Raw genomic sequence first — 18,070 nt, 5'->3', positions numbered from 1 at the left:
CGGCGTCACCGGAGCCCGCACCGACCCCAACACTCGAACCCTACCCGCGTCGTCCGCCCCGGCGTGCGGGGCGGCGGCCAACCGGGTCAGTCGTCGTCGCCGTACCACCGACGACGCACCGACAGCAGTTCGACCTCCGGACGGCCCGCCATCAGCCGCTCGCACGAGTCGAGCACCTCACGGACGTGTGCCGCCTCGGCGGCCACCACCGCCACTCCTATCTCCGCTCGCCCGTGCAGGTCGAGCGCCCCCACCTCGGCGGCCGACACGTCGAACCGGCGGAGCGCCGCGACGATCGGCCGCACGTACGACCTCTTGGCCTTCAGCGACCGGGAGTCCCCCGGCAGCAGCAGGTCGAATACTGCGGTTGCGGTGTACATCGTCTGGGGACACTACCCGCACCCCACCCCGCATGATCAAGGGGTTTACGCCGGTCGGCGTAAACCCCTTGATCAGTGCGTCACCGCAGGATCAGGCGCGAACCTTCTCCCGCATCTCGAAGGTCTCGATCACGTCGCCGACCTGGACGTTGTTGTAACCACCCAGAGTCAGACCACACTCGAAGCCCTCCCGGACCTCCGTCGCGTCGTCCTTGAACCGCTTGAGCGAGCTGATCGTGAGGTTGTCCGCCACGACCGTGCCGTCGCGCAGCAGGCGCGCCTTCGCGTTCCGTCGGATGACACCCGACCGGACGATGCAACCGGAGATGTTGCCGATCTTGGACGAGCGGAACACGTCGCGGATCTCCGCAGTGCCGAGCTCGACCTCCTCGTACTCCGGCTTGAGCAGGCCCTTGAGCGCCGCCTCGATCTCCTCGATGGCCTGGTAGATGACGGTGTAGTACCGGATCTCCACGCCCTCGCGGTCGGCCATCTCGCGGACCTTGTTGGAGGCCCGCACGTTGAAGCCGATGATCGTGACCGGCTCGGACGAGGCGCTCGCGAGCATGATGTTGCTCTCGGTGATCGCGCCGACGCCCCGGTCGAGGACCTTGAGCTGGACCTCCTCGGGAATGTCGAGGTTGAACAGCGCGTCCTCCAGGGCCTCCACCGAACCGGAGACGTCACCCTTGAGGATGAGGTTGAGCGACGTCTTCTCGCCCTCCTTGAGCTGCTCCATGAGCGTCTCGAGGGTGGCCCGGCCACGGGAGTTGGCGAACGCCGCCGCCCGGCGACGGGCCTGCCGCTGCTCGGCGATCTGCCGCACCGTGCGGTCGTCCGCCGCAGCGAGGAAGGTGTCGCCCGCCCCCGGCACCGCGGTCAGACCGAGGACCATGACCGGACGCGCCGGACCCGCCTCGGTGACCTGGTTGCCGTTCTCGTCGAGCATCGCCCGGACCCGGCCGTGCGCCCCACCGGCGACGATCGAGTCGCCCGCCCGCAGGGTGCCCTTCTGCACCAGCACCGTCGCGACCGCACCACGGCCCTTGTCCAGGTGCGCCTCGATGGCCACACCCTGCGCCGGCCCGTCGGTCGGAGCGGTCAGCTCCAGCGACGCGTCGGCGGTGAGCAGCACCGCTTCGAGCAGTTCCTCGATGCCGATGCCGGGCTTCGCGGCCACGTTTACGAACATGGTCTCGCCGCCGTACTCCTCGGCGACCAGGCCGTACTCGGTCAGCTGCTGGCGGACCTTGTCCGGGTTCGCCTCCGGCTTGTCGACCTTGTTGACCGCGACCACGATCGGCACCTCGGCCGCCTTGGCGTGGTTCAACGCCTCGATGGTCTGCGGCATGACACCGTCGTCGGCCGCGACCACCAGGATCACGATGTCCGTCACCTGGGCACCACGGGCACGCATGGCGGTGAACGCCTCGTGACCCGGGGTGTCGATGAAGGTCACCGCGCGGTCCTCGCCCTCGTGCGGCACGTGGACCTGGTAGGCACCGATGTGCTGGGTGATGCCTCCGGCCTCACCGGCGACGACGTTCGCCTTACGGATCGCGTCGAGCAGCTTGGTCTTACCGTGGTCGACGTGACCCATGACGGTCACCACCGGTGCCCGGCTGACCAGGCGGTCCTCCGCGACCTCGGCGTCGAGGTCGATGTTGAACTGCGCGAGCAGCTCGCGGTCCTCGTCCTCCGGGCTGACGATCTGCACGTTGAAGCCGAGGTGCTCGCCCAGCAGCAGCAGCGTGTCGTCGGAGCACGACTGGGTCGCGGTGACCATCTCGCCCAGGTTGAACATCTCCTGGACCAACGAACCCGGGTTGGCGTTGATCTTGTCGGCGAAGTCCGACAGCGAGGCGCCACGGGAGAGCCGAACCGTCTGCCCCTGACCCCGGGGAGCGCCCGAGCTCATGGTCGGGGCCGACAGGTTGTCGAACTCCTGTCTGCGCTGCTTCTTGGACTTGCGGCCACGGGTGGGCTTGCCACCCGGACGCCCGAAGGCGCCCGCGGCACCACCGCCACGACCACGGCCGCCGCCACCGGGACGACCGCCGCCACCGGCCGGCGCACCCGGGCGGAATCCACCGCCACCGCCGCCACCGGGACCGCCACGGTAGCCACCGCCACCGCCGCCACCCGGACCGCCACGGTAGCCACCGCCACCGCCGCCACCCGGACCGCCACGGTAGCCACCGCCACCGCCGCCACCCGGACGACCGGCACCGCCGCCGGGACGACCGGCACCCGGGCCACCGGGACGACCCGGACGCTGGCTCGGCATCGAGGCCGGGCTGGGCCGGGGCGGCATCGAGGCCGGGCTGGGCCGCGGCGGCATCGAGGCCGGGCTGGGACGGGAACCACCGGCACCGGCGGCCGGTGGCCGCTGCTGCTGGCTGCCCTGGATACCGAAGGGGTTGTTACCGGCGCCACGCGCCGGCGGGCGACCCTGCCGGCCACCCGGACCCGGGTTGGTGGCACCGGGACGACCCGCAGCCGGAGAACCCGGGCGGGGCGGCATCGTGCCGGGACCGGGTCGAGGACCCGGACGGGCACCACCGTCGGCCGGGGGCTCCCGGCGGACGTTCTCCCGCTGCTGCTGGCGGGCGGCCTGGGCGGCCTTGACCGCGGCCTCCTGCTCAGCCTTCAACGCGGCGGCACGCGCCTCGGCGGCGGCCACCTCAATGTCGTGAGCACTCGCCGGCTTGGCGACCGGGGCCGCCGCTGGCGGCGGACCGGGCACCGGGCCCTTCGGCTTCGGCCCGGGCACCGCCGGACGCCGTGGCGGCGTCGGCTTGGCGGTGACCCGAGGCTCGCCGGGGGTCGGCGACGGGGTCGGTGCTGCCGCCGTCGGAGCCGGTGCGGCCGGCGGCGCGGCCGCCGGGGCACCGGGGCCACCCGAGGCGACGAACGCGCTACGCAGCCGTCGGGCGACAGGCGCCTCTACGGTGCTCGACGCGGACTTGACGAACTCGCCCATCTCCTTGAGCTTGGCGAGTACGGTCTTGCTTTCGACCCCGAGCTCTTTTGCAAGCTCGTGTACGCGGGCCTTACCTGCCACTGCACTCCTCACTCCGAGGTCGTGCGGGCAGCACCCGCAGCGACCTCACTCGTGCACTTGAAGCCTGATCATTTCTGGGACTTCATCGTGTGCTCATGTCGGTCGTCCTACCTTGCTAGCGGCCCTCGTCCGGTCGGGTGACCGGACGTGGTGGTTGACGCGTCAGGTGCTCCGCGAGGGCCCCGTCATCCGGAACCCCGGCGACGCGCAGCGCGCGCCCGAAGGCACGACGCCGCACTGCCTGCGCGAAGCAGGCCGGATCCGGGTGCATGTTCGCTCCCCGACCCGGCAGCCTGCGGGCCGGATCAGGTCGGAGGCTGAAACCAGCCTCGTCGCCAATCGCGACAATCCGCAGCAATTCACTGGACGGTGCGCGCCGTCGACAACCCACACAGGTGCGCTCCGGCAGCGCGCGTCGTGCCACTGGTGAAAGTCTACCCCTAGCTACCCGACACCGCTCCGCCCGGTTCCCGGACGTGATCAGCTTCGGATTGCGCGGCGGGGGCGGCCTGTTCGGCGTCGGAGCGAATGTCGATCCGCCAACCGGTCAGTCGGGCAGCAAGTCGGGCATTCTGCCCCTCCCGCCCGATCGCGAGCGACAGCTGGAAATCCGGAACCGTCACCCGCGCGGCCCGGTTGGCCAGGTCGACCACCTCGACGCGCAGCGCCTTGGCCGGGGAGAGCGCGTTACCGACAAAGGTCGCCGGGTCGTCCGACCAGTCGATGATGTCGATCTTCTCTCCGTGGAGCTCACTCATCACCGCCCGGACCCGCTGACCCATCGGACCGATGCAGGCGCCCTTGGCGTTGACCCCGGCCGCGGTCGAACGTACCGCGATCTTCGTACGATGACCCGCCTCGCGGGCGATCGCGCCGATCTCGACCGTGCCGTCGGCGATCTCCGGCACCTCCAGGGCGAAGAGCTTCTTCACCAGATTCGGGTGCGTGCGGGACAACGTGATCTGGGGACCACGCATTCCCTTGGCCACGTGCACCACCACGCAACGGATCCGCTCGCCGTGGGTGTACCGCTCGCCGGGCACCTGCTCCGACTGCGGCAGCACACCCTCCAGCTTGCCCAGGTCCACGGTCACGATGCCCTTCTCGGCCCGTGCCTCGTGCGCCTGCACCACCCCGGTGACCAGGTCACCGTCGCGGCCGACGTACTCACCGAAGTGCACCTCGTCGGTGGCCTCCCGCAGCCGCTGGAGGATCACCTGCTTGGCGGTCATGGCGGCGATCCGGCCGAAGTCGTGCGGGGTGTCGTCCCACTCCCGCTCCACGGTGCCCTCGGCGCCCAGCTCCTGGGCGTAGACAAGTGCCGCGCCGGTCTTCCGGTCGATCTCCACCCGGGCGTGCGTCTGGGCACCCTCGGTGTGCCGGTAGGCGGTCAGCAGCGCGGTCTCGATCGCCGCGAGGATCGTGTCGAACGGGATCTCCCGCTCGCGCTCCAGTGCGCGCAGCGCCGCGAGGTCGATGTTCACCTCTCCTCGTCCTCCACATCGTCATCGTCGTCGACGTCTTCTGATTCGGCCAACTCGTCGAGGCGGGTGAACTCGACCTGCACCCGGCCCGGGCCAAGATCGGCGTAGGCCCACTCCGCGCGGTCCGCGTCGGTCTCCAGCACCACCCGCTCGGTGTCGGCGTCGACCACCCGCCCGGTGACCTGCCGGTCACCACCGGGCTGCCCGGACGGCGTGTTGCCACGCACGGTCACCCGGACCAGCCGCCCCACGTTGCGGCGCCAGTGCCGGGGCAGCGTCAACGGGCGGTCCACGCCCGGCGAGCTGACCTCGAGCTGGTACTCGCCCGCGACGATGTCACCGCCGCTCTCCTCGGCCGCGTCCAGGGCGGTGGAGACCGCGCGCGACACGTCGGCCACCGCGTCCAGGTTGATCCCACCGTCGGCATCGACGATCACCCGCACCACGTGCCGGCGTCCGGCTCGGGAGACGGTGAGGTCCTCCAGGTCGTAGCCGGCGGCCTGCACCACTGGCGCGATCACTGAACGCAGCCGCTCGCGGCGGGCGGCGAGGTCACCACGGGAGGTCTGGCCCGCGCGTGCAGCCTGGCCACCGCGGGGTCGCCCCGTCGTCCTGGTGGCACGGCCACGCTGCGTCATCCGAAGTACCCTTCCGCTGCTCGCCGACGCCATGCCGGCACGCCACCGGTGCGGACGCGCCGGTGGCTGCGCAGAGCGTAACGCGCCGCCCGGACGACGGCCCGGGCGGCGCACCGACGCCACCGCCGGACACCCGTCACGCCGATGGTGTTGACTTGTCCGGTGGCGATGGGCAGAACGACTTGGCAGGACGAATCGTCCGAGCTTTCCCGCCGCGGCCTCCTGCGGGCCGGTGCGCTGCTGGCGCTCGGCGGGGCCGCCGCTCCGCTGACCGGTTGCGGCCTGCTCGACCGCGACGAGCCACCACCGCAGCCCGATCCGCTCGCGCCGCTGCTGGACGAATCGCTGCGGCTCGCGGCGGGGCTGCGCGCCGCCGCCACCGCCCACCCCGATCTGGCCGCCCGGCTGCTCCCACTTGCCGAGTCACACGAGGCGCACGCCGCAGAGCTGGCCGGGCTGACCGGTGTGGCGACCGCCTCCGCCACGCCCACGGCCGCCCCGTCGGCCACGCCGCCGACGGATCGCTCGGCCGCGCTGGCCGAGTTGCGGAAGTCCGAACGCGCCGGCCGGGAGGCGGCGATTCGGGCCTGCGCGGCGGCGCCCGCCGAGCGCGCCGCGCTGCTCGGCTCGATCGCCGCCGCCCGCGCGACTCACCTGGAGGCGCTGCGATGAGCGAGCGTGGCGAGCGAATCATCAGACTCAGTGCCGAGCTGCCTCATGACGGCACGCAGCGAAGCGGAGTGCCGTCATGAGCGAGCGAATCATCAGCGAATCCGCCGAGGCGCTCGCCAGCGCCCTCACCGCCGAGTACGCCGCCATCTGGGCCTACGGCCCCGTCGGGGTACGACTGAGCGGCGCCGAACGCAAGGCCGCGGTGGAGGCGGAGGCATCCCACCGGACCCGCCGGGATGCCCTGGTGGTGCAGCTGAGCACCGGCGGCGGCAGCGTCCCGCCGGATCAGGCCGGATACGCGTTGCCCTTCCCGGTGACCGACCGGGCCAGCGCGCTGCGCCTCGCCGTGCAGGTGGAGGAACGCACGGCGGCCTTCTGGCGCGCGGCGCTACCGGTCAGCTCCGGTGCCGAGCGGGATCGCGCCCTGGCCGCTCTGATGGAGTACGCGGTACGAGCGACCCGCTGGCGGCGCAGCGCGGGGATCACCCCGTTGACCGTGCCGTTCCCGGGCCGCCCCGGCTGAGCCGGGCCGGCTGACGCATCGGGCGTAGGCGAACTCACGTCCGCGCCGGTTGCGGTCGGCATACCAGGTATGCATACTCCGGTCCATGTCCATCCGCCACGGCCTGCTCGCCCTGCTCGAACGCGGGCAGATGTACGGCTATCAGCTCAGGGCCGCCTTCGAGGAGTCGACCGGCGCCACCTGGCCGCTGAACATCGGGCAGGTCTACACCACCTTGTCGCGGTTGGAGCGGGACGGTCTGGTCAGGTCGCTGCCGGAGAGCGAAGCCGGACAACGGCCGTACGAGATCACCGACGCCGGCCGGGCCGACCTGGCCCTGTGGTTCGCCACCCCGATCAGCCGCAGCGACCGCCCGCGCGACGAGTTGGCGATCAAGCTGGCGCTGGCGTTGACCACTCCCGGCGTGGATGTCCGTTCGGTGGTCCAGACGCAACGGACGGCCACCATGCGAACGTTGCAGGAGTTGACCCGGCTCAAGTACTCCAGTGATCGTCCGGAGGATCTGCCGTGGCGGCTGGTGCTGGACGCGATGGTGTTCCAGGCCGAGGCCGAGGTGCGCTGGCTCGACCACTGCGAGAGCAGCCTGGTACGGCACCGCCCCCCGGCCGCCGGCCCAGCGCCCCTCTCCGAGGCGGTGGGCCACAGTGGTGAGGAGGCACGACGGTGACCGCCCCCGGGGGACGAAAGCCGGCCGCCCCCGACCCGCCGGCCGCCCCCGACTCCACCGCTACCTCGGACGGAGCCGGTCCCCGAGCAGCCGGCGACACCGTACTCGACCTGCGTGACGTGCACCGCACCCACGGCAGCGGCCCGGCAGCGGTGCACGCCCTGCGCGGGGTGAGCCTGGCCGTACGCCCCGGCGAGCTGGTGGCGGTGATGGGCCCTTCCGGTTCCGGCAAGTCCACCCTGCTCACTCTGGCCGGTGGGCTGGACAGCCCGACCGCCGGTGAGGTGCACGTCGAGGGGCAGCCACTGCACGCCCTTGATCGGCGTGGGCTGGCCAGGCTGCGCCGCCGCCGCATCGGGTACATCTTCCAGAACCTCAACCTCATCGGCAGTCTGACCGCCGTGGAGAACGTCGCTCTCCCCCTCGAACTGGACGGCACCGGGGTACGGGCGGCCCGCCGGCTGGCGCTCGACGCACTGACCGAGGTGGGTCTGTCGGAGTTGGGTGACCGGTTCCCGGACCAGCTCTCCGGTGGGCAGCAGCAGCGCGTCGCCATCGCCCGGGCGTTGGTCGGGCAGCGGCGCCTCGTGCTGGCCGACGAGCCGACCGGTGCGCTGGACTCGCAGACCGGGGAGGCGGTGCTGCGGTTGCTGCGCCGCCGGGTCGACGCGGGGGCCGCCGGGGTGCTGGTGACCCACGAGGCGCGCCATGCCGCCTGGGCCGATCGGGTGGTCTTCCTGCGCGACGGCGTGACGGTCGACTCGACTGCTCCGCTGGCCGGCGTGGAGGCCCTGCTCAGCGGTAGCGGCCGGTGAGCGATCGGCCGTCCCGGCTGACCAGCGGTGCGCGGCTGGCCGAGACGCTCGGGTCGTGGCGGGCCGCGCTACGCATCGCCCGCCGCGAGGCGAGACGGGCCCGTGGGCGTACCGCCCTGGTGCTGGCGATGATCATCCTGCCGGTGCTGGCGTTGAGCTTCGTCGCGGTCAGCGTCGACATGGCCCAGCTGAACCCGGGCGAGGAGTTGGATCGTCGGCTCGGCCGCGCCGACGCGGAACTTCGGGTGGTGGGGCGCGGCCCGGTCGAGCAGAGCCCCGACGGCGGCGGCTGGACCTCCGGAGACCGGGACGAGCAGCTCACCGCCCCGGTCGCCGCGGAGCACGTCGCCGCGCTGCTGCCCGAGGGCAGCCGGGTGCTGCCGATACGTCGCTGGGTGCCGTTCAGCGCCTGGCAGGGTGACCGGATCCGCGACGACATCGCCGCCACCGCGATCGACCTGACCGACCCGCTCGGGCGCAGCCTCGCCCGGATCCACCGGGGCCGGGCACCGGCCACCGCCGACGAGATCGCGGTGAACCTGGCCGCCCGCCGCAGCCTCGGTGTCGACCTCGGGGACCAGATCGCCGCCGGAGACGGCAGCCGCACCTGGACGGTCGTCGGCGTGGCCGAACTCCCCGAGCAACTGACCGCGATGGTCATCCTGCACCCCGCCGGGGCACCTCCGGAGACCCACCCCGACGAGGTCTTCCTGGCCGATCTGTCCGGCCCGCTCACCGACGACCTCTTCCGGCAGCTCAACCACAACGGCGTCGTGGTCGCCGCCCGCGTCCCCGCGCCGCCGGGGAAGCTGCCCGGGTACGTCGACTCGCGCATGAGCGGAATGAACGTGGAGGCGGTCAGCACCGGCGTACTCGTCGGCGGGCTCGGCCTGCTCGAAGTGGTGCTGCTGGTCGGGCCGGCATTCGCCGTCGGAGTACGCCGTCGACGACGGGAACTGGCTCTGGTGGCGGTCGCCGGTGGCGATGCGGTGCAACTGCGCCGAGTGGTGCTCGCCGACGGCGTGGTGCTGGGTGGGGTCGGCGCGGCGACCGGGATCGCGCTCGGCGTGACCGCCGCCATCGCCGGCCGGCCCCTGGTCGAGGAATTCATCTTCTCGCACCGGTTCGGTGGCTACCGCGTCTGGCCCGCGGCCCTGGTCGTGATCGCGCTGGTCGCGGTGCTGGCCGGGGTTCTGGCCGCGCTGGCACCGGCGTGGACGGCCGCCAGGCAGGACGTGGTGGCCGGGCTCGCCGGACGGCGTACCCCGCCCGTGCACCGACGCCGGTGGCTCGCCATCGGCGTCGCGCTGGCCGCCGGGGGAACCGTCGTGGCCGCGATCGGCGCGGTCGTCACCTCGCAGCCGGTCATCCTCGCCGGGCTGGTCCTGGGCGAACTGGGACTGGTGTTCGCCACCCCGACGCTGGTGGGCCTGCTGGCCCGGCTCGGTCGGTTCCTCCCGCTGGCCCCCCGGATCGCCGTACGCGACGCCAGCCGCAACCGGGCGTCGGCCGCACCGGCCATCTCCGCCGTGATGGCCGCGGTCGCCGGCAGCGTCGCCCTCGGCCTCTTCCTGGCCAGCGACAACGCCCGCACCGACCAGCGGAACCAGGCGCTGCTGCCGGAACGGACCGTGCTGGTCACCACCGGCGGCGATCCCGCGTCGGACCGCCCACCCACCCTCGACGAGATCAGCGGCCCGGCCCGGGAACTGCTCGGTGCCGGCACGATCGCCCCGCTGGTGGCGGCCGGCTGCTCGCCGGACTTCCACGCCTGCACGATCACCGCGACCATGCCGGCCGAGCGGGTCTGCCCCTGGCAGCCGTACGCGCCACTCAGCGCGGCCGACCAGTTGCGGGCCCGCGCCGACCCCCGCTGCCAGCACGGCGACGGCGAGCCCCAGGGTCCGTACCTGCGGGTCGCCGTGGACGACGGCACCACGCTGCCGCTACTCACCGGGGTCGCACCGGCCGAGGTCGAGGCCGCCACGGCCACGCTGCGCTCGGGCGGCGCGGTGGTCACCGACGCCCGCTTCCTACGCGACGACCGCCTGGATCTCCGGGTCCAGCACGGCGACGAGAAGCGGCCGGCGGACACCGCCACCGTGCCCGGACACGCGCTGCACACCGGGCTCGGCGAGGATTGGCTGCTGCTCTCCCCCACCGCCGCCGACCGGCTCGGGCTCGCGACCTGGCAGGTCGGCTGGGCGCTGGACGCTCAACAGCCACCGGACCAGCAGCGGCAGGACGACCTGGCCGCCGCACTTCGCCCGCTCGGCTCCGCGGGAGTCGCGGTGGAGCGGAACCGGGATCACGACGACGCCCTGCCGCTGCTGCTGTTGCTGGCGGCGGTCTCCGCCGTGGTCACCGTCGGGGCCGCCGGCATCGCCACCGGTCTGGCCGCCGCCGAGGGACGGGCCGACCTGTCCACCCTCGCCGCGGTCGGTGCGGGACCAGGCGTACGCCGTCTGCTGTCGCTCTGCCAGGCTGGCCTGATCGCGGTGCTCGGCTCGACGTTGGGCATCGTCGCCGGACTCGCCTCGGCCCTGATCGTGCTGGCCTTCACCAACCGGCGGTACGCCGACAGTTGGCCGATCGAACCGCCCTACCCGCTGGTGATGCCCTGGCTCACCCTGGCCGTGCTGGTGGCGGTACCACTGGTGGCGATGCTCGGCGCGGCGCTGTTCACCCGGTCCCGGCTACCTGTGGAACGCCGTCTGGACTGACCGGCACCTGACACCGCAGACTGTGCGGATGTCCGTGCTGGGAAGCCTCACCCGCCGGGTCGGTCGGTACCGCTGGTTCGGTGCCACGGTCCGGCTGCTGGTACCCGTCGACCGGGCCGTCGGGCGGCTGACCCGGGGCCGAGTTGTCGCCCTCGGGCTCGCCCCGTCGCTGGTGATCACCACGACCGGCCGTAAGTCTGGTCAGCCACGGAGCAACCCGCTGCTCTACGTGTCCGACGGCGACGGGTACGTGGTCGTCGGGTCGAACTGGGGCCAGGCCCACCAGCCGGCGTGGTCGCTGAACCTGCTCGCCGAGCCGAGGGCCGAGGTGGACGTCAAGGGTCGCCGGATCCCGGTACGCGCCGAGGTGGCCACCGGCGCCGAACGCGACCGGCTGTGGCGACTGCTGGTCGATGAGTGGCCGGCCTACGAGACGTACGTGGAGCGGGCCGGTGGCCGGGAGATCCGGATCTTCCGGCTGGTGCCCGCCGACACCCGCCGCGCCTGACCCCCGCCGCGGCTCGGCCGAGCGTCCCGACACAGGCGTTAGGGTGTGCGTGACCGACAGGTCGCTGTGGGTGGCGCGAACGCGGGGTGGTCGGCGTGGACGGTGTCCAGGAACACCGGGACGATCCCCGATGGGACGTGGCCGAACGGGTCGCCGCAGCCGTCCGGCGGCGGTTCCCGGCCGAGGTGCTCGCGGTCGCGGTCCACGGTCCGCTGGCCCACGGCGACGACGACGGAGGTGGCGACAGTGAGGTCGGGATGCTGGTGGTCACCTACCGGCCCGGCACCGGCCCGCCGGCCGCGACCCGCCGGGTGGACGGCGTACTTGTCGACCTGACCGTCGTGGCCGCCGAGGAGCGGCTGCGCCAGGCCCGGCAGTTGACCAGCCGGTGGCCGCTGACCGCCGACCGCTACGTGACCACCCGGGCCCTGCACGACCCGACCGGATGGCTGGCAAAACTGCGCGACGAGCACCTCGGCCGACTGGCCCGGGCGCGCCCGGCCGAGTTCACCTCGGCCGCCCGCAGGGCGTGGTACAGGGGCAGCGCCGCGCACGCCCGGGCCGCCCGGCTGGCCGAGTGGTACGAGACGGACCAGGCCCTGCTGATGCTCGGCGAGGCCCGGCTCGGCGCGGCCACGGTCAGCGGACTGCTCAGCCGCACCTACTTCCGGGACCCGGGCGACGCGGTACGGCGGACCGGGCTGGCCGGGGCGGACATGACCGAGGTGGGTGCGGTGCTGGCCCGCCAGTCGGCGGAACTCACCGCCCGTGGCCGCCCGGTCGACGGCACCATCGACGACCTGCTAGACGGCTGACTCAGCCGAGGCCGCCCGACACCCCGATCAGCGCGCCGATCAGGTATGTCGCCACCGCTGCGGCGGCGCCGAGCAGCAGTTGGCGCAGCCCGCCGGACCACCACCGACGGTTGGTGAACCGGGAGACGGCCGCACCGGCGACGAAGAGCCCGAGCCCGCCGAACGCCAGGGCCAGGGCCAGGCTGGTCGCCCCGAACAGGTACGGCAGCAGCGGCACCAACGCGCCCACGGAGAAGCAGAGGAACGACGAGAGCGCCGCCGCCCACGGGTTGGGTTGCTCGTCCGGGTTGACGCCCAACTCCTCCTGCACGTGCATCCGCAGCGCCTGCTCCGGGTGACGGCGTACCGCCTCGGCGACCTGGACGGCGAGGTCTTCCGGCAGGCCCCGGGCGATCCACAGGTCGGCAAGCTCGCGGGCCTCGGCCTCCGGGTGACGCTCCAGTTCCCGTCGCTCCTTGGCCACCTCGGCGGCGATCTGCTCGTTGGCCGACCGCACGCTTGTGTACTCGCCGAGCGCCATCGAGATGGCGCCGGCCACCAGGCCGGCGGTGCCGGTGAGCACGATGGTGCGGGGCGAGACGCCACCGCCGCCGACACCGGCGATCAGGGCGATGTTGGTGACCAGGCCGTCCATCGCACCGAACACGGCCGGACGCAGCCAGCCGCCGGAGACGTCGGCGTGATGGTGCTCACGCAGCGCCGCAGGGGTTTCGGTCACGGCAGCGTCAGGATCTCGTGGCCGTCCTCGGTCACCAGCACGGTGTGCTCGAACTGGGCGGTCCACCTGCGGTCCTTGGTGACCACCGTCCAGCCGTCGTCCCACAGGTCGTACTGGTAGGTGCCGAGCGTGATCATCGGCTCGACGGTGAAGGTCATTCCCGGCTCCATCACGTCCGTGGGGCGCGGGCTGTCGTAGTGCGGCACGTAGAGCCCGCTGTGGAAGGCCTCGCCGATGCCGTGACCGGTGAAGTCTCGGACCACGCCGTAGCCGAAACGCTTCGCGTACGACTCGATGACCCGGCCGATCACGTTGATCTGCCGGCCCGGGGTGACCGCCCGGATCCCCCGCATCATCGCCTCGTGCGTCCGCTCGACCAGCAGCCGGTTCTCCTCGGCGACCTCGCCGACGCAGAACGTCGCGTCCGTGTCGCCGTGCACCCCACCGATGTACGCGGTGACGTCGACGTTGATGATGTCGCCGTCGACAAGCGTGGTCGAGTCGGGGATGCCGTGGCAGATCACCTCGTTGAGGCTGGTGCAGCAGGACTTCGGAAAGCCCCGGTAGCCCAGGGTCGACGGGTAGGCCCCGTGGTCGATGAGGAAGTCGTGCACCACCCGGTCGATCTCGTCAGTGGTCACGCCGGGCTTGCAGTGCTCCCCCGCCAACTGCACCGCCTGGGCGGCGATCCGCCCCGCGAGCCGCATCTTCTCGATGGTCTCCGGTGTCTGCACGTGCGACCCCTGCCAGGGCCGGGGGGCCTTCTTGCCGACGTATTCCGGGCGGGCGATGTGGGCGGGCACCGGCCGCCACGGGGAGAGCGTGCCGGGGGTCAGCGGCGCACGGACGGTCATGACGCAAGCCTATCGCCGCCCGCGCAGTGACCCCCACCACCGGCCGCTGCGGGCGGTTGTTGCCCTACCACAAGCACTGTGTCAAGGTGTCTGCGTGGATCAAGGGGGCGCACCTCCCATCTTCTCCGCCAACGCGGAGACCGACGGTGATCACCTGAGCGTGGTGGTCACCGGCGAGGTCGACATGGCGACCGCCGACACCATGCTCCAGACGGTGCTGCGCGAGCCAGCCGGCCGGGTGACACTCGACCTGCGGGCAGTCACCTTCTTCGACTCGGCGGCCATCCACGCGGTGGTCCGGCTCGCCGGCCACTACCCGGACGCGTTGACGGTGCTGCCGTCCCGACAGGTCAGTCGGGTGTTGGAGATCGCCGGTCTGGGGACTCAGCCCTGGCTGCACCCGGCCTGAGCCGCCGACCGGCGCTCGGCTACTCGCTCAACTCCCGGCGCAGGGTGACCCGTGTCCCCTGCGGGGTGTGCTCGACCGAGAGATCCCCGAGTGCCCGGATCAGCGACAGGCCGCGACCCCGGAAACCCGATCCGGTCGACTCCCGCCACCGCCCGCTGTCAGACACCGTCGCCACCACCGTACGGTCCTCGACCCGCACCTCGATCTCGATCACCGGCTCCGCCGGGTCGACCGGGTGCTCGATGGCGTTCGCCGCCGCCTCGGAAACCGCCACGGTCAGGTCGAACAGGTCCGTCTCGCTCACCCGGTGGGCGACCAGGAAGTCCTCCAGCCGCTTGCGCAGCACACTGAGCCGGGTCGGGTCGGCGGGCAGCCGCAGCGCGAACCGGTTGAGTTCGACCGCCTCCAGGGCCAGGACCGCGACGTCGTCCCGTCGGGGCCGGCCGGCGACCCGCGCCACCACCGCGTCGACCAGGTCGGCGACGTGCTCACCGGAGCGGGCCGCGTCGGCGCGCAGCAGGGCCAGCGATTCGTCGATGCCGACCTGTCGGTCCTCGATCAGGCCGTCGGTGTAGAGCAGCAGCCGATCACCGGCCCGCAACTCGCCGGGGACGGTCTCGTACTCGGTGCCCGCGATGGCACCGACCGGCGGCCCGAGCGCCCGGCCGTGCAGGAACGCCACGTCGTCGCCCCGGATCAGCAGGGGCGACGGGTGCCCGGCGCTGGCGTAGCGCAGCCGACCCGTCCGGGGGCTGAACCACAGACAGAAGACCGTCGCGAACGAGCGTGACTCGGTGGACCCGACCAGCCGATTGAGCCGGGTCAACGACTCGCCGGGCTCGAAACCCTCCAGCACGTACGCGCGCAGCGCGTTGCGTAGCTGACCCATGGCCGCCGCCGCCGGCACCCCCTTGCCGACCACGTCACCGATGATCAACACGAGTTCGTCGTCGTCCCGGGCCACCACGTCGTACCAGTCGCCGCCCACCTCGACGTCCGCGCTGCCGGGCAGGTAGCGGCTGGCCACCACGGCACCGGGCAACTGGGGCAGGGTACGGGGCAGCAGGCTGTGCTGGAGAGTGGTGGCGATGCGGTGCTCGGCCTCGTAGAGCTGGGCGTTCTCCATGCGTACCCCGACCAGGCGGGCGAGCTGGGTCAACGCGGCCTCGTCGGCGTCGGCGCTCTCGGCGGCCGGATGCCACACCCGCAGCTCGCCGAGCGGCTGGTCGGCGACTCCGGTCAACGGCAGGACGAAGGACGGCTCGACGCTGCTGGCCCCACCGGCGTCGGCCTCGTATCGCGCCCCGCCGGCGGAGACCGCCACCCGGACGGCCTCGGCGAGACTCAACGCATGGCGGGCGGCGACCTGGAGCACGTCGGCGGTGGATCGGGCGGTGTTGACCGCGACCGCCGCGTCCGCGAGGGCACGCAGCCGGCGGATGATCTGGTTACGCAGCTGGCCGAGGGCCATGTTGGCGCGTACTCGGGCGATCAGCTCCTGCCCGGAGAAGGGCTTGGTGAGGTAGTCGTCGGCACCCACCGACAACCCGGCCACCTCCTCGGCGGAACCGGCGCGGGCGGAGAGCAGCACGATCGGTACGTACCGGGTACGCGGGTCCGCGCGCAGCGCGGCGACCAGGCCGAAGCCGTCCAGGCGCGGCATCATCACGTCGGTCAACACCAGGTCGAAAGCCCCGTCGGTGGCGAGCCGCAGCGCCTCCACTCCGTCGGCGGCGACACTCACCTCCCAGGTGGGCACGAGCAACCGGGTGACGTGTTCGCGCAGGTCAGGGTTGTCGTCGACGACGAGCACGCGGCCGCCGGGCCCGGCAGTGAGCGGCCGCACCCGTTCCGCCGAGGCAGCACCGTCCGGCACGGTCGGGGCGTCGGCCGGCACCGGGCGGGACGCGGCAGCGACCGGACCGGCGGTCCACTGAGCGGTCTCGGCGACGAAGAGCGGGGCCTGCCGCGGCTCCCGCTCGGTGTGATCGGCGTCGGCCACCCGGTCCACCGGTAGGTGCCCGGCCCCGAACGGGATGGTGACCACGAAGGTGCTGCCGGCGTCGATCTGGCTCGTGGCGCTGACCCGTCCGCCGTGCATCTCGACCAGTTCGCGCACCAGGGCCAGGCCGATCCCGGTGCCCTCGTGGCTGCGGGAGCGCACCCCCGGCACTCGGTGGAACCGCTCGAAAACGTGCGGGAGTTCCTGTACTTCGATGCCCACCCCGGTGTCGGAGACCTCCAGTTGGGCGGCGCCGTCGACCGCACGGACCCGGATGCTGATCTCTCCCTCGAAGGTGAACTTCAGAGCGTTGGAGACCAGATTGAGGACGATCTTCTCCCACATGTCCGGGTCGACGAAGACCGGCTCCGCCAACGGCGGGCAGTCCACCACCAGCCGCAGCCCGGCGCGCTCGGTGGCGGAGCGGAACGTGCTGGCCACCCGGGAGGTGTAGTCGGCCAGGTCGGTGGGCTCGTAGTGCGCCACCAGCCGCCCGGACTCCAGCCGCGAGAAGTCGAGCACCGTGTTGACCAGCTTCAGCAGCCGCAGCGCGTTGCGGTGCATCACGGTGAGCCGCTGCGTGTGGTCCTCGCTGAGCCTCGGGTCGGCGAGCATGTCCTCCAACGGGCCGAGCACCAGGGTCAACGGTGTGCGGAACTCGTGGCTCACGTTGGCGAAGAAGTTGGTCTTGGCCAGGTCCAGGGCGGCCAACTCGGCGGCCCGGGCCCGTTGCTGCTCGTACGCCCGCTGTTTGCCGACGGCCCGGGAGATCTGCGCGGCGACCAGCTCGAAGAAGGTGCGGTAGTCCCCGGTCAGCGGCAGCCGCCGGGCCATTCCCAGCACCAGCACCCCGACCGGTTCGTTGGTCGCGCTGATCGGGAGCACCACCGCCTCGTCGGCGGCATCGGGCGGGACCTGGCCGAGCAGATCGGCGGTGGACACCACCGCACTCGCGCCGGTGGCGGCCAGCTCCACCAGCCGGGCGGACGGATCGGCCGCGACGGTCACCGCACCACTGGCCCCGGCCAGGCGCGGGTGTCCTTCGCCGTCGCGCAGGTAGAGCAGCCCGAATGGGACGTCGGCCCGATGCCGGTCGAGCACCGCCGCCGCGACCCGGCCGAGTTCGTCGGTGTCGACCGGATCGGCCAGTTCCGAGCCGAGTTCGGCCAGCGCGCGCAGCCGGCGTTCGCTGAGCACCCGCCCGGTGGTCTCGCTACAGATGCAGAGCACCCCGCTGATCGCACCGTCGACGTCGCGGATCGGATCGTACGAGACGTCGAAGTAGACGTCCTCCACGAAGCCGTGCCGATTGAGCAGAAAGTGATGGTCCCGGGCCTGGTACGCCTCACCGCCGTGCAGCACGTCGGTCAGCAGCGGCCCCAGCACGTCCCACGTCTCCACCCAGTGCTCCCGGGCCGGCTCGCCCAGCACGGCGGGATGCTTGTCGCCGATGGTGGGCCGGTACGCGTCGTTGTAGAAGGCGCGCAGGTCCTCGCCCCAGAACATGGCGATCTGCGCTTTGGAGGCGAGCATCGTGCTGAGGGCGTTGCCGAGCGAGACAGGCCAACGGTCCGGCGGACCGAGCGGGCTGGTCGACCAGTCGCGGTCGCGCAACACTGCGCCCATCTCACCGCCACCCGCGAACGCCGCCGCGAGCAGCGGAGACATTCCACTTTCCGCTGCGGACGGCTGACCACCGTCCGCGCCCCCCTGGGCCGAGTTCATGCAGCCTCCCCGGCCGTATCCACGCCGCTCCCGATCACCGAATGCCCTGACCGCCTTCTACCCAGACGGATCA

Annotated in this window: 15 protein-coding genes and 1 pseudogene; 8 read left to right on the top strand and 8 right to left on the bottom strand. The window is 72.4% G+C overall.

Annotated elements, in window-relative coordinates; translation table 11 throughout:
• Positions 1–86: 86 nt before the first annotated feature.
• From KBX50_RS12780 to rimP, 5 genes and pseudogenes are all read right to left on the bottom strand, one after another.
• Positions 87–380, bottom strand: coding sequence for a DUF503 domain-containing protein (locus KBX50_RS12780; RefSeq protein ID WP_210937249.1), 294 nt, complete (start codon positions 378–380; stop codon positions 87–89).
• Positions 381–471: 91 nt separating this feature from the next.
• Positions 472–3,444, bottom strand: coding sequence for a translation initiation factor IF-2 (gene infB / locus KBX50_RS12775; RefSeq protein WP_210937248.1), 2,973 nt, complete (start codon positions 3,442–3,444; stop codon positions 472–474).
• A 93-nt stretch (positions 3,445–3,537) separates the two neighbouring features.
• A pseudogene (locus tag KBX50_RS12770) lies at positions 3,538–3,868 on the bottom strand (YlxR family protein).
• A gap of 16 nt (positions 3,869–3,884) precedes the next feature.
• The gene (nusA, locus tag KBX50_RS12765) at positions 3,885–4,928 is read right to left on the bottom strand and encodes a transcription termination factor NusA (RefSeq protein WP_210937247.1); all 1,044 of its coding nucleotides are present in this window, start codon (positions 4,926–4,928) and stop codon (positions 3,885–3,887) included.
• Positions 4,925–5,566 carry a ribosome maturation factor RimP gene (rimP, locus tag KBX50_RS12760; protein WP_210937246.1) on the bottom strand — a complete coding sequence of 214 codons (642 nt, stop codon included), beginning with the start codon at positions 5,564–5,566 and terminating at the stop codon, positions 4,925–4,927. Before rimP ends, nusA begins: the two co-directional genes overlap by 4 nt.
• A gap of 168 nt (positions 5,567–5,734) precedes the next feature.
• On the opposite strand from rimP, the gene KBX50_RS12755 reads away from it, so the two are divergent.
• The 7 genes from KBX50_RS12755 (at position 5,735) to KBX50_RS12725 (ending at position 12,289) form a co-directional block, all read left to right on the top strand.
• Positions 5,735–6,238, top strand: coding sequence for a hypothetical protein (locus KBX50_RS12755; protein ID WP_210937245.1), 504 nt, complete (start codon positions 5,735–5,737; stop codon positions 6,236–6,238).
• A gap of 76 nt (positions 6,239–6,314) precedes the next feature.
• Positions 6,315–6,761: a ferritin-like domain-containing protein gene (locus KBX50_RS12750; RefSeq protein ID WP_210937244.1), complete on the top strand. Its 447-nt coding sequence runs from the start codon at positions 6,315–6,317 to the stop codon at positions 6,759–6,761.
• Positions 6,762–6,846: 85 nt separating this feature from the next.
• Positions 6,847–7,428 carry a PadR family transcriptional regulator gene (locus KBX50_RS12745; protein WP_093401640.1) on the top strand — a complete coding sequence of 194 codons (582 nt, stop codon included), beginning with the start codon at positions 6,847–6,849 and terminating at the stop codon, positions 7,426–7,428.
• A gap of 110 nt (positions 7,429–7,538) precedes the next feature.
• Positions 7,539–8,243, top strand: a complete 705-nt coding sequence (locus KBX50_RS12740) for an ABC transporter ATP-binding protein (RefSeq protein ID WP_210937377.1) — start codon at positions 7,539–7,541, stop codon at positions 8,241–8,243.
• The gene (locus KBX50_RS12735) at positions 8,240–10,966 is read left to right on the top strand and encodes an FtsX-like permease family protein (RefSeq protein ID WP_307870939.1); all 2,727 of its coding nucleotides are present in this window, start codon (positions 8,240–8,242) and stop codon (positions 10,964–10,966) included. The genes KBX50_RS12740 and KBX50_RS12735 overlap by 4 nt, the downstream gene beginning before the upstream one ends.
• A 28-nt stretch (positions 10,967–10,994) precedes the next feature.
• Positions 10,995–11,474: a nitroreductase family deazaflavin-dependent oxidoreductase gene (locus KBX50_RS12730; RefSeq protein WP_210937243.1), complete on the top strand. Its 480-nt coding sequence runs from the start codon at positions 10,995–10,997 to the stop codon at positions 11,472–11,474.
• A 95-nt stretch (positions 11,475–11,569) separates the two neighbouring features.
• Positions 11,570–12,289 (top strand): nucleotidyltransferase domain-containing protein, encoded by a 720-nt coding sequence (locus KBX50_RS12725; protein ID WP_210937242.1) that lies wholly within the window; start codon positions 11,570–11,572, stop codon positions 12,287–12,289.
• 1 nt (position 12,290) lies between these two features.
• On the opposite strand, the gene KBX50_RS12720 is transcribed toward KBX50_RS12725, so the two are convergent.
• Together KBX50_RS12720 and map are read right to left on the bottom strand one after the other, a co-directional pair.
• A complete protein-coding gene (locus KBX50_RS12720) occupies positions 12,291–13,007 on the bottom strand; it encodes a VIT1/CCC1 transporter family protein (RefSeq protein ID WP_210937241.1) in 717 nt (238 codons plus the stop codon).
• Complete coding sequence (gene map / locus KBX50_RS12715; protein WP_210937240.1) at positions 13,004–13,861, bottom strand: type I methionyl aminopeptidase; 858 nt, start codon at positions 13,859–13,861, stop codon at positions 13,004–13,006. The genes KBX50_RS12720 and map overlap by 4 nt, the downstream gene beginning before the upstream one ends.
• Positions 13,862–13,955: 94 nt before the next feature.
• On the opposite strand from map, the gene KBX50_RS12710 reads away from it, so the two are divergent.
• The gene (locus tag KBX50_RS12710; protein WP_307870938.1) at positions 13,956–14,270 is read left to right on the top strand and encodes an STAS domain-containing protein; all 315 of its coding nucleotides are present in this window, start codon (positions 13,956–13,958) and stop codon (positions 14,268–14,270) included.
• A 19-nt stretch (positions 14,271–14,289) separates the two neighbouring features.
• Here KBX50_RS12710 and KBX50_RS12705 read toward each other — a convergent pair whose 3' ends face one another.
• Positions 14,290–17,997, bottom strand: a complete 3,708-nt coding sequence (locus tag KBX50_RS12705; protein ID WP_210937238.1) for a SpoIIE family protein phosphatase — start codon at positions 17,995–17,997, stop codon at positions 14,290–14,292.
• Positions 17,998–18,070 lie beyond the last annotated feature (73 nt).

It is taken from the genome of Micromonospora sp. C51 (genome assembly GCF_018070435.1).
In the GTDB taxonomy this organism is placed as follows: domain Bacteria; phylum Actinomycetota; class Actinomycetes; order Mycobacteriales; family Micromonosporaceae; genus Micromonospora; species Micromonospora sediminimaris.
Note: the sequence above shows the minus strand (reverse complement) of the source record. Positions and strands in the feature narration are given on the sequence as shown.

Bases quoted from the DNA above. Each gene is read 5' to 3' on its own strand.
- KBX50_RS12780 (WP_210937249.1), bottom strand. From the start codon at position 380: ATGTACACCGCAACCGCAGTATTCGACCTGCTGCTGCCGGGGGACTCC.
- rimP (WP_210937246.1), bottom strand. From the start codon at position 5,566: ATGACGCAGCGTGGCCGTGCCACCAGGACGACGGGGCGACCCCGCGGT.
- KBX50_RS12755 (WP_210937245.1), top strand. From the start codon at position 5,735: ATGGGCAGAACGACTTGGCAGGACGAATCGTCCGAGCTTTCCCGCCGC.
- KBX50_RS12750 (WP_210937244.1), top strand. From the start codon at position 6,315: ATGAGCGAGCGAATCATCAGCGAATCCGCCGAGGCGCTCGCCAGCGCC.
- KBX50_RS12745 (WP_093401640.1), top strand. From the start codon at position 6,847: ATGTCCATCCGCCACGGCCTGCTCGCCCTGCTCGAACGCGGGCAGATG.
- KBX50_RS12730 (WP_210937243.1), top strand. From the start codon at position 10,995: ATGTCCGTGCTGGGAAGCCTCACCCGCCGGGTCGGTCGGTACCGCTGG.
- map (WP_210937240.1), bottom strand. From the start codon at position 13,861: ATGACCGTCCGTGCGCCGCTGACCCCCGGCACGCTCTCCCCGTGGCGG.
- KBX50_RS12705 (WP_210937238.1), bottom strand. From the start codon at position 17,997: ATGAACTCGGCCCAGGGGGGCGCGGACGGTGGTCAGCCGTCCGCAGCG.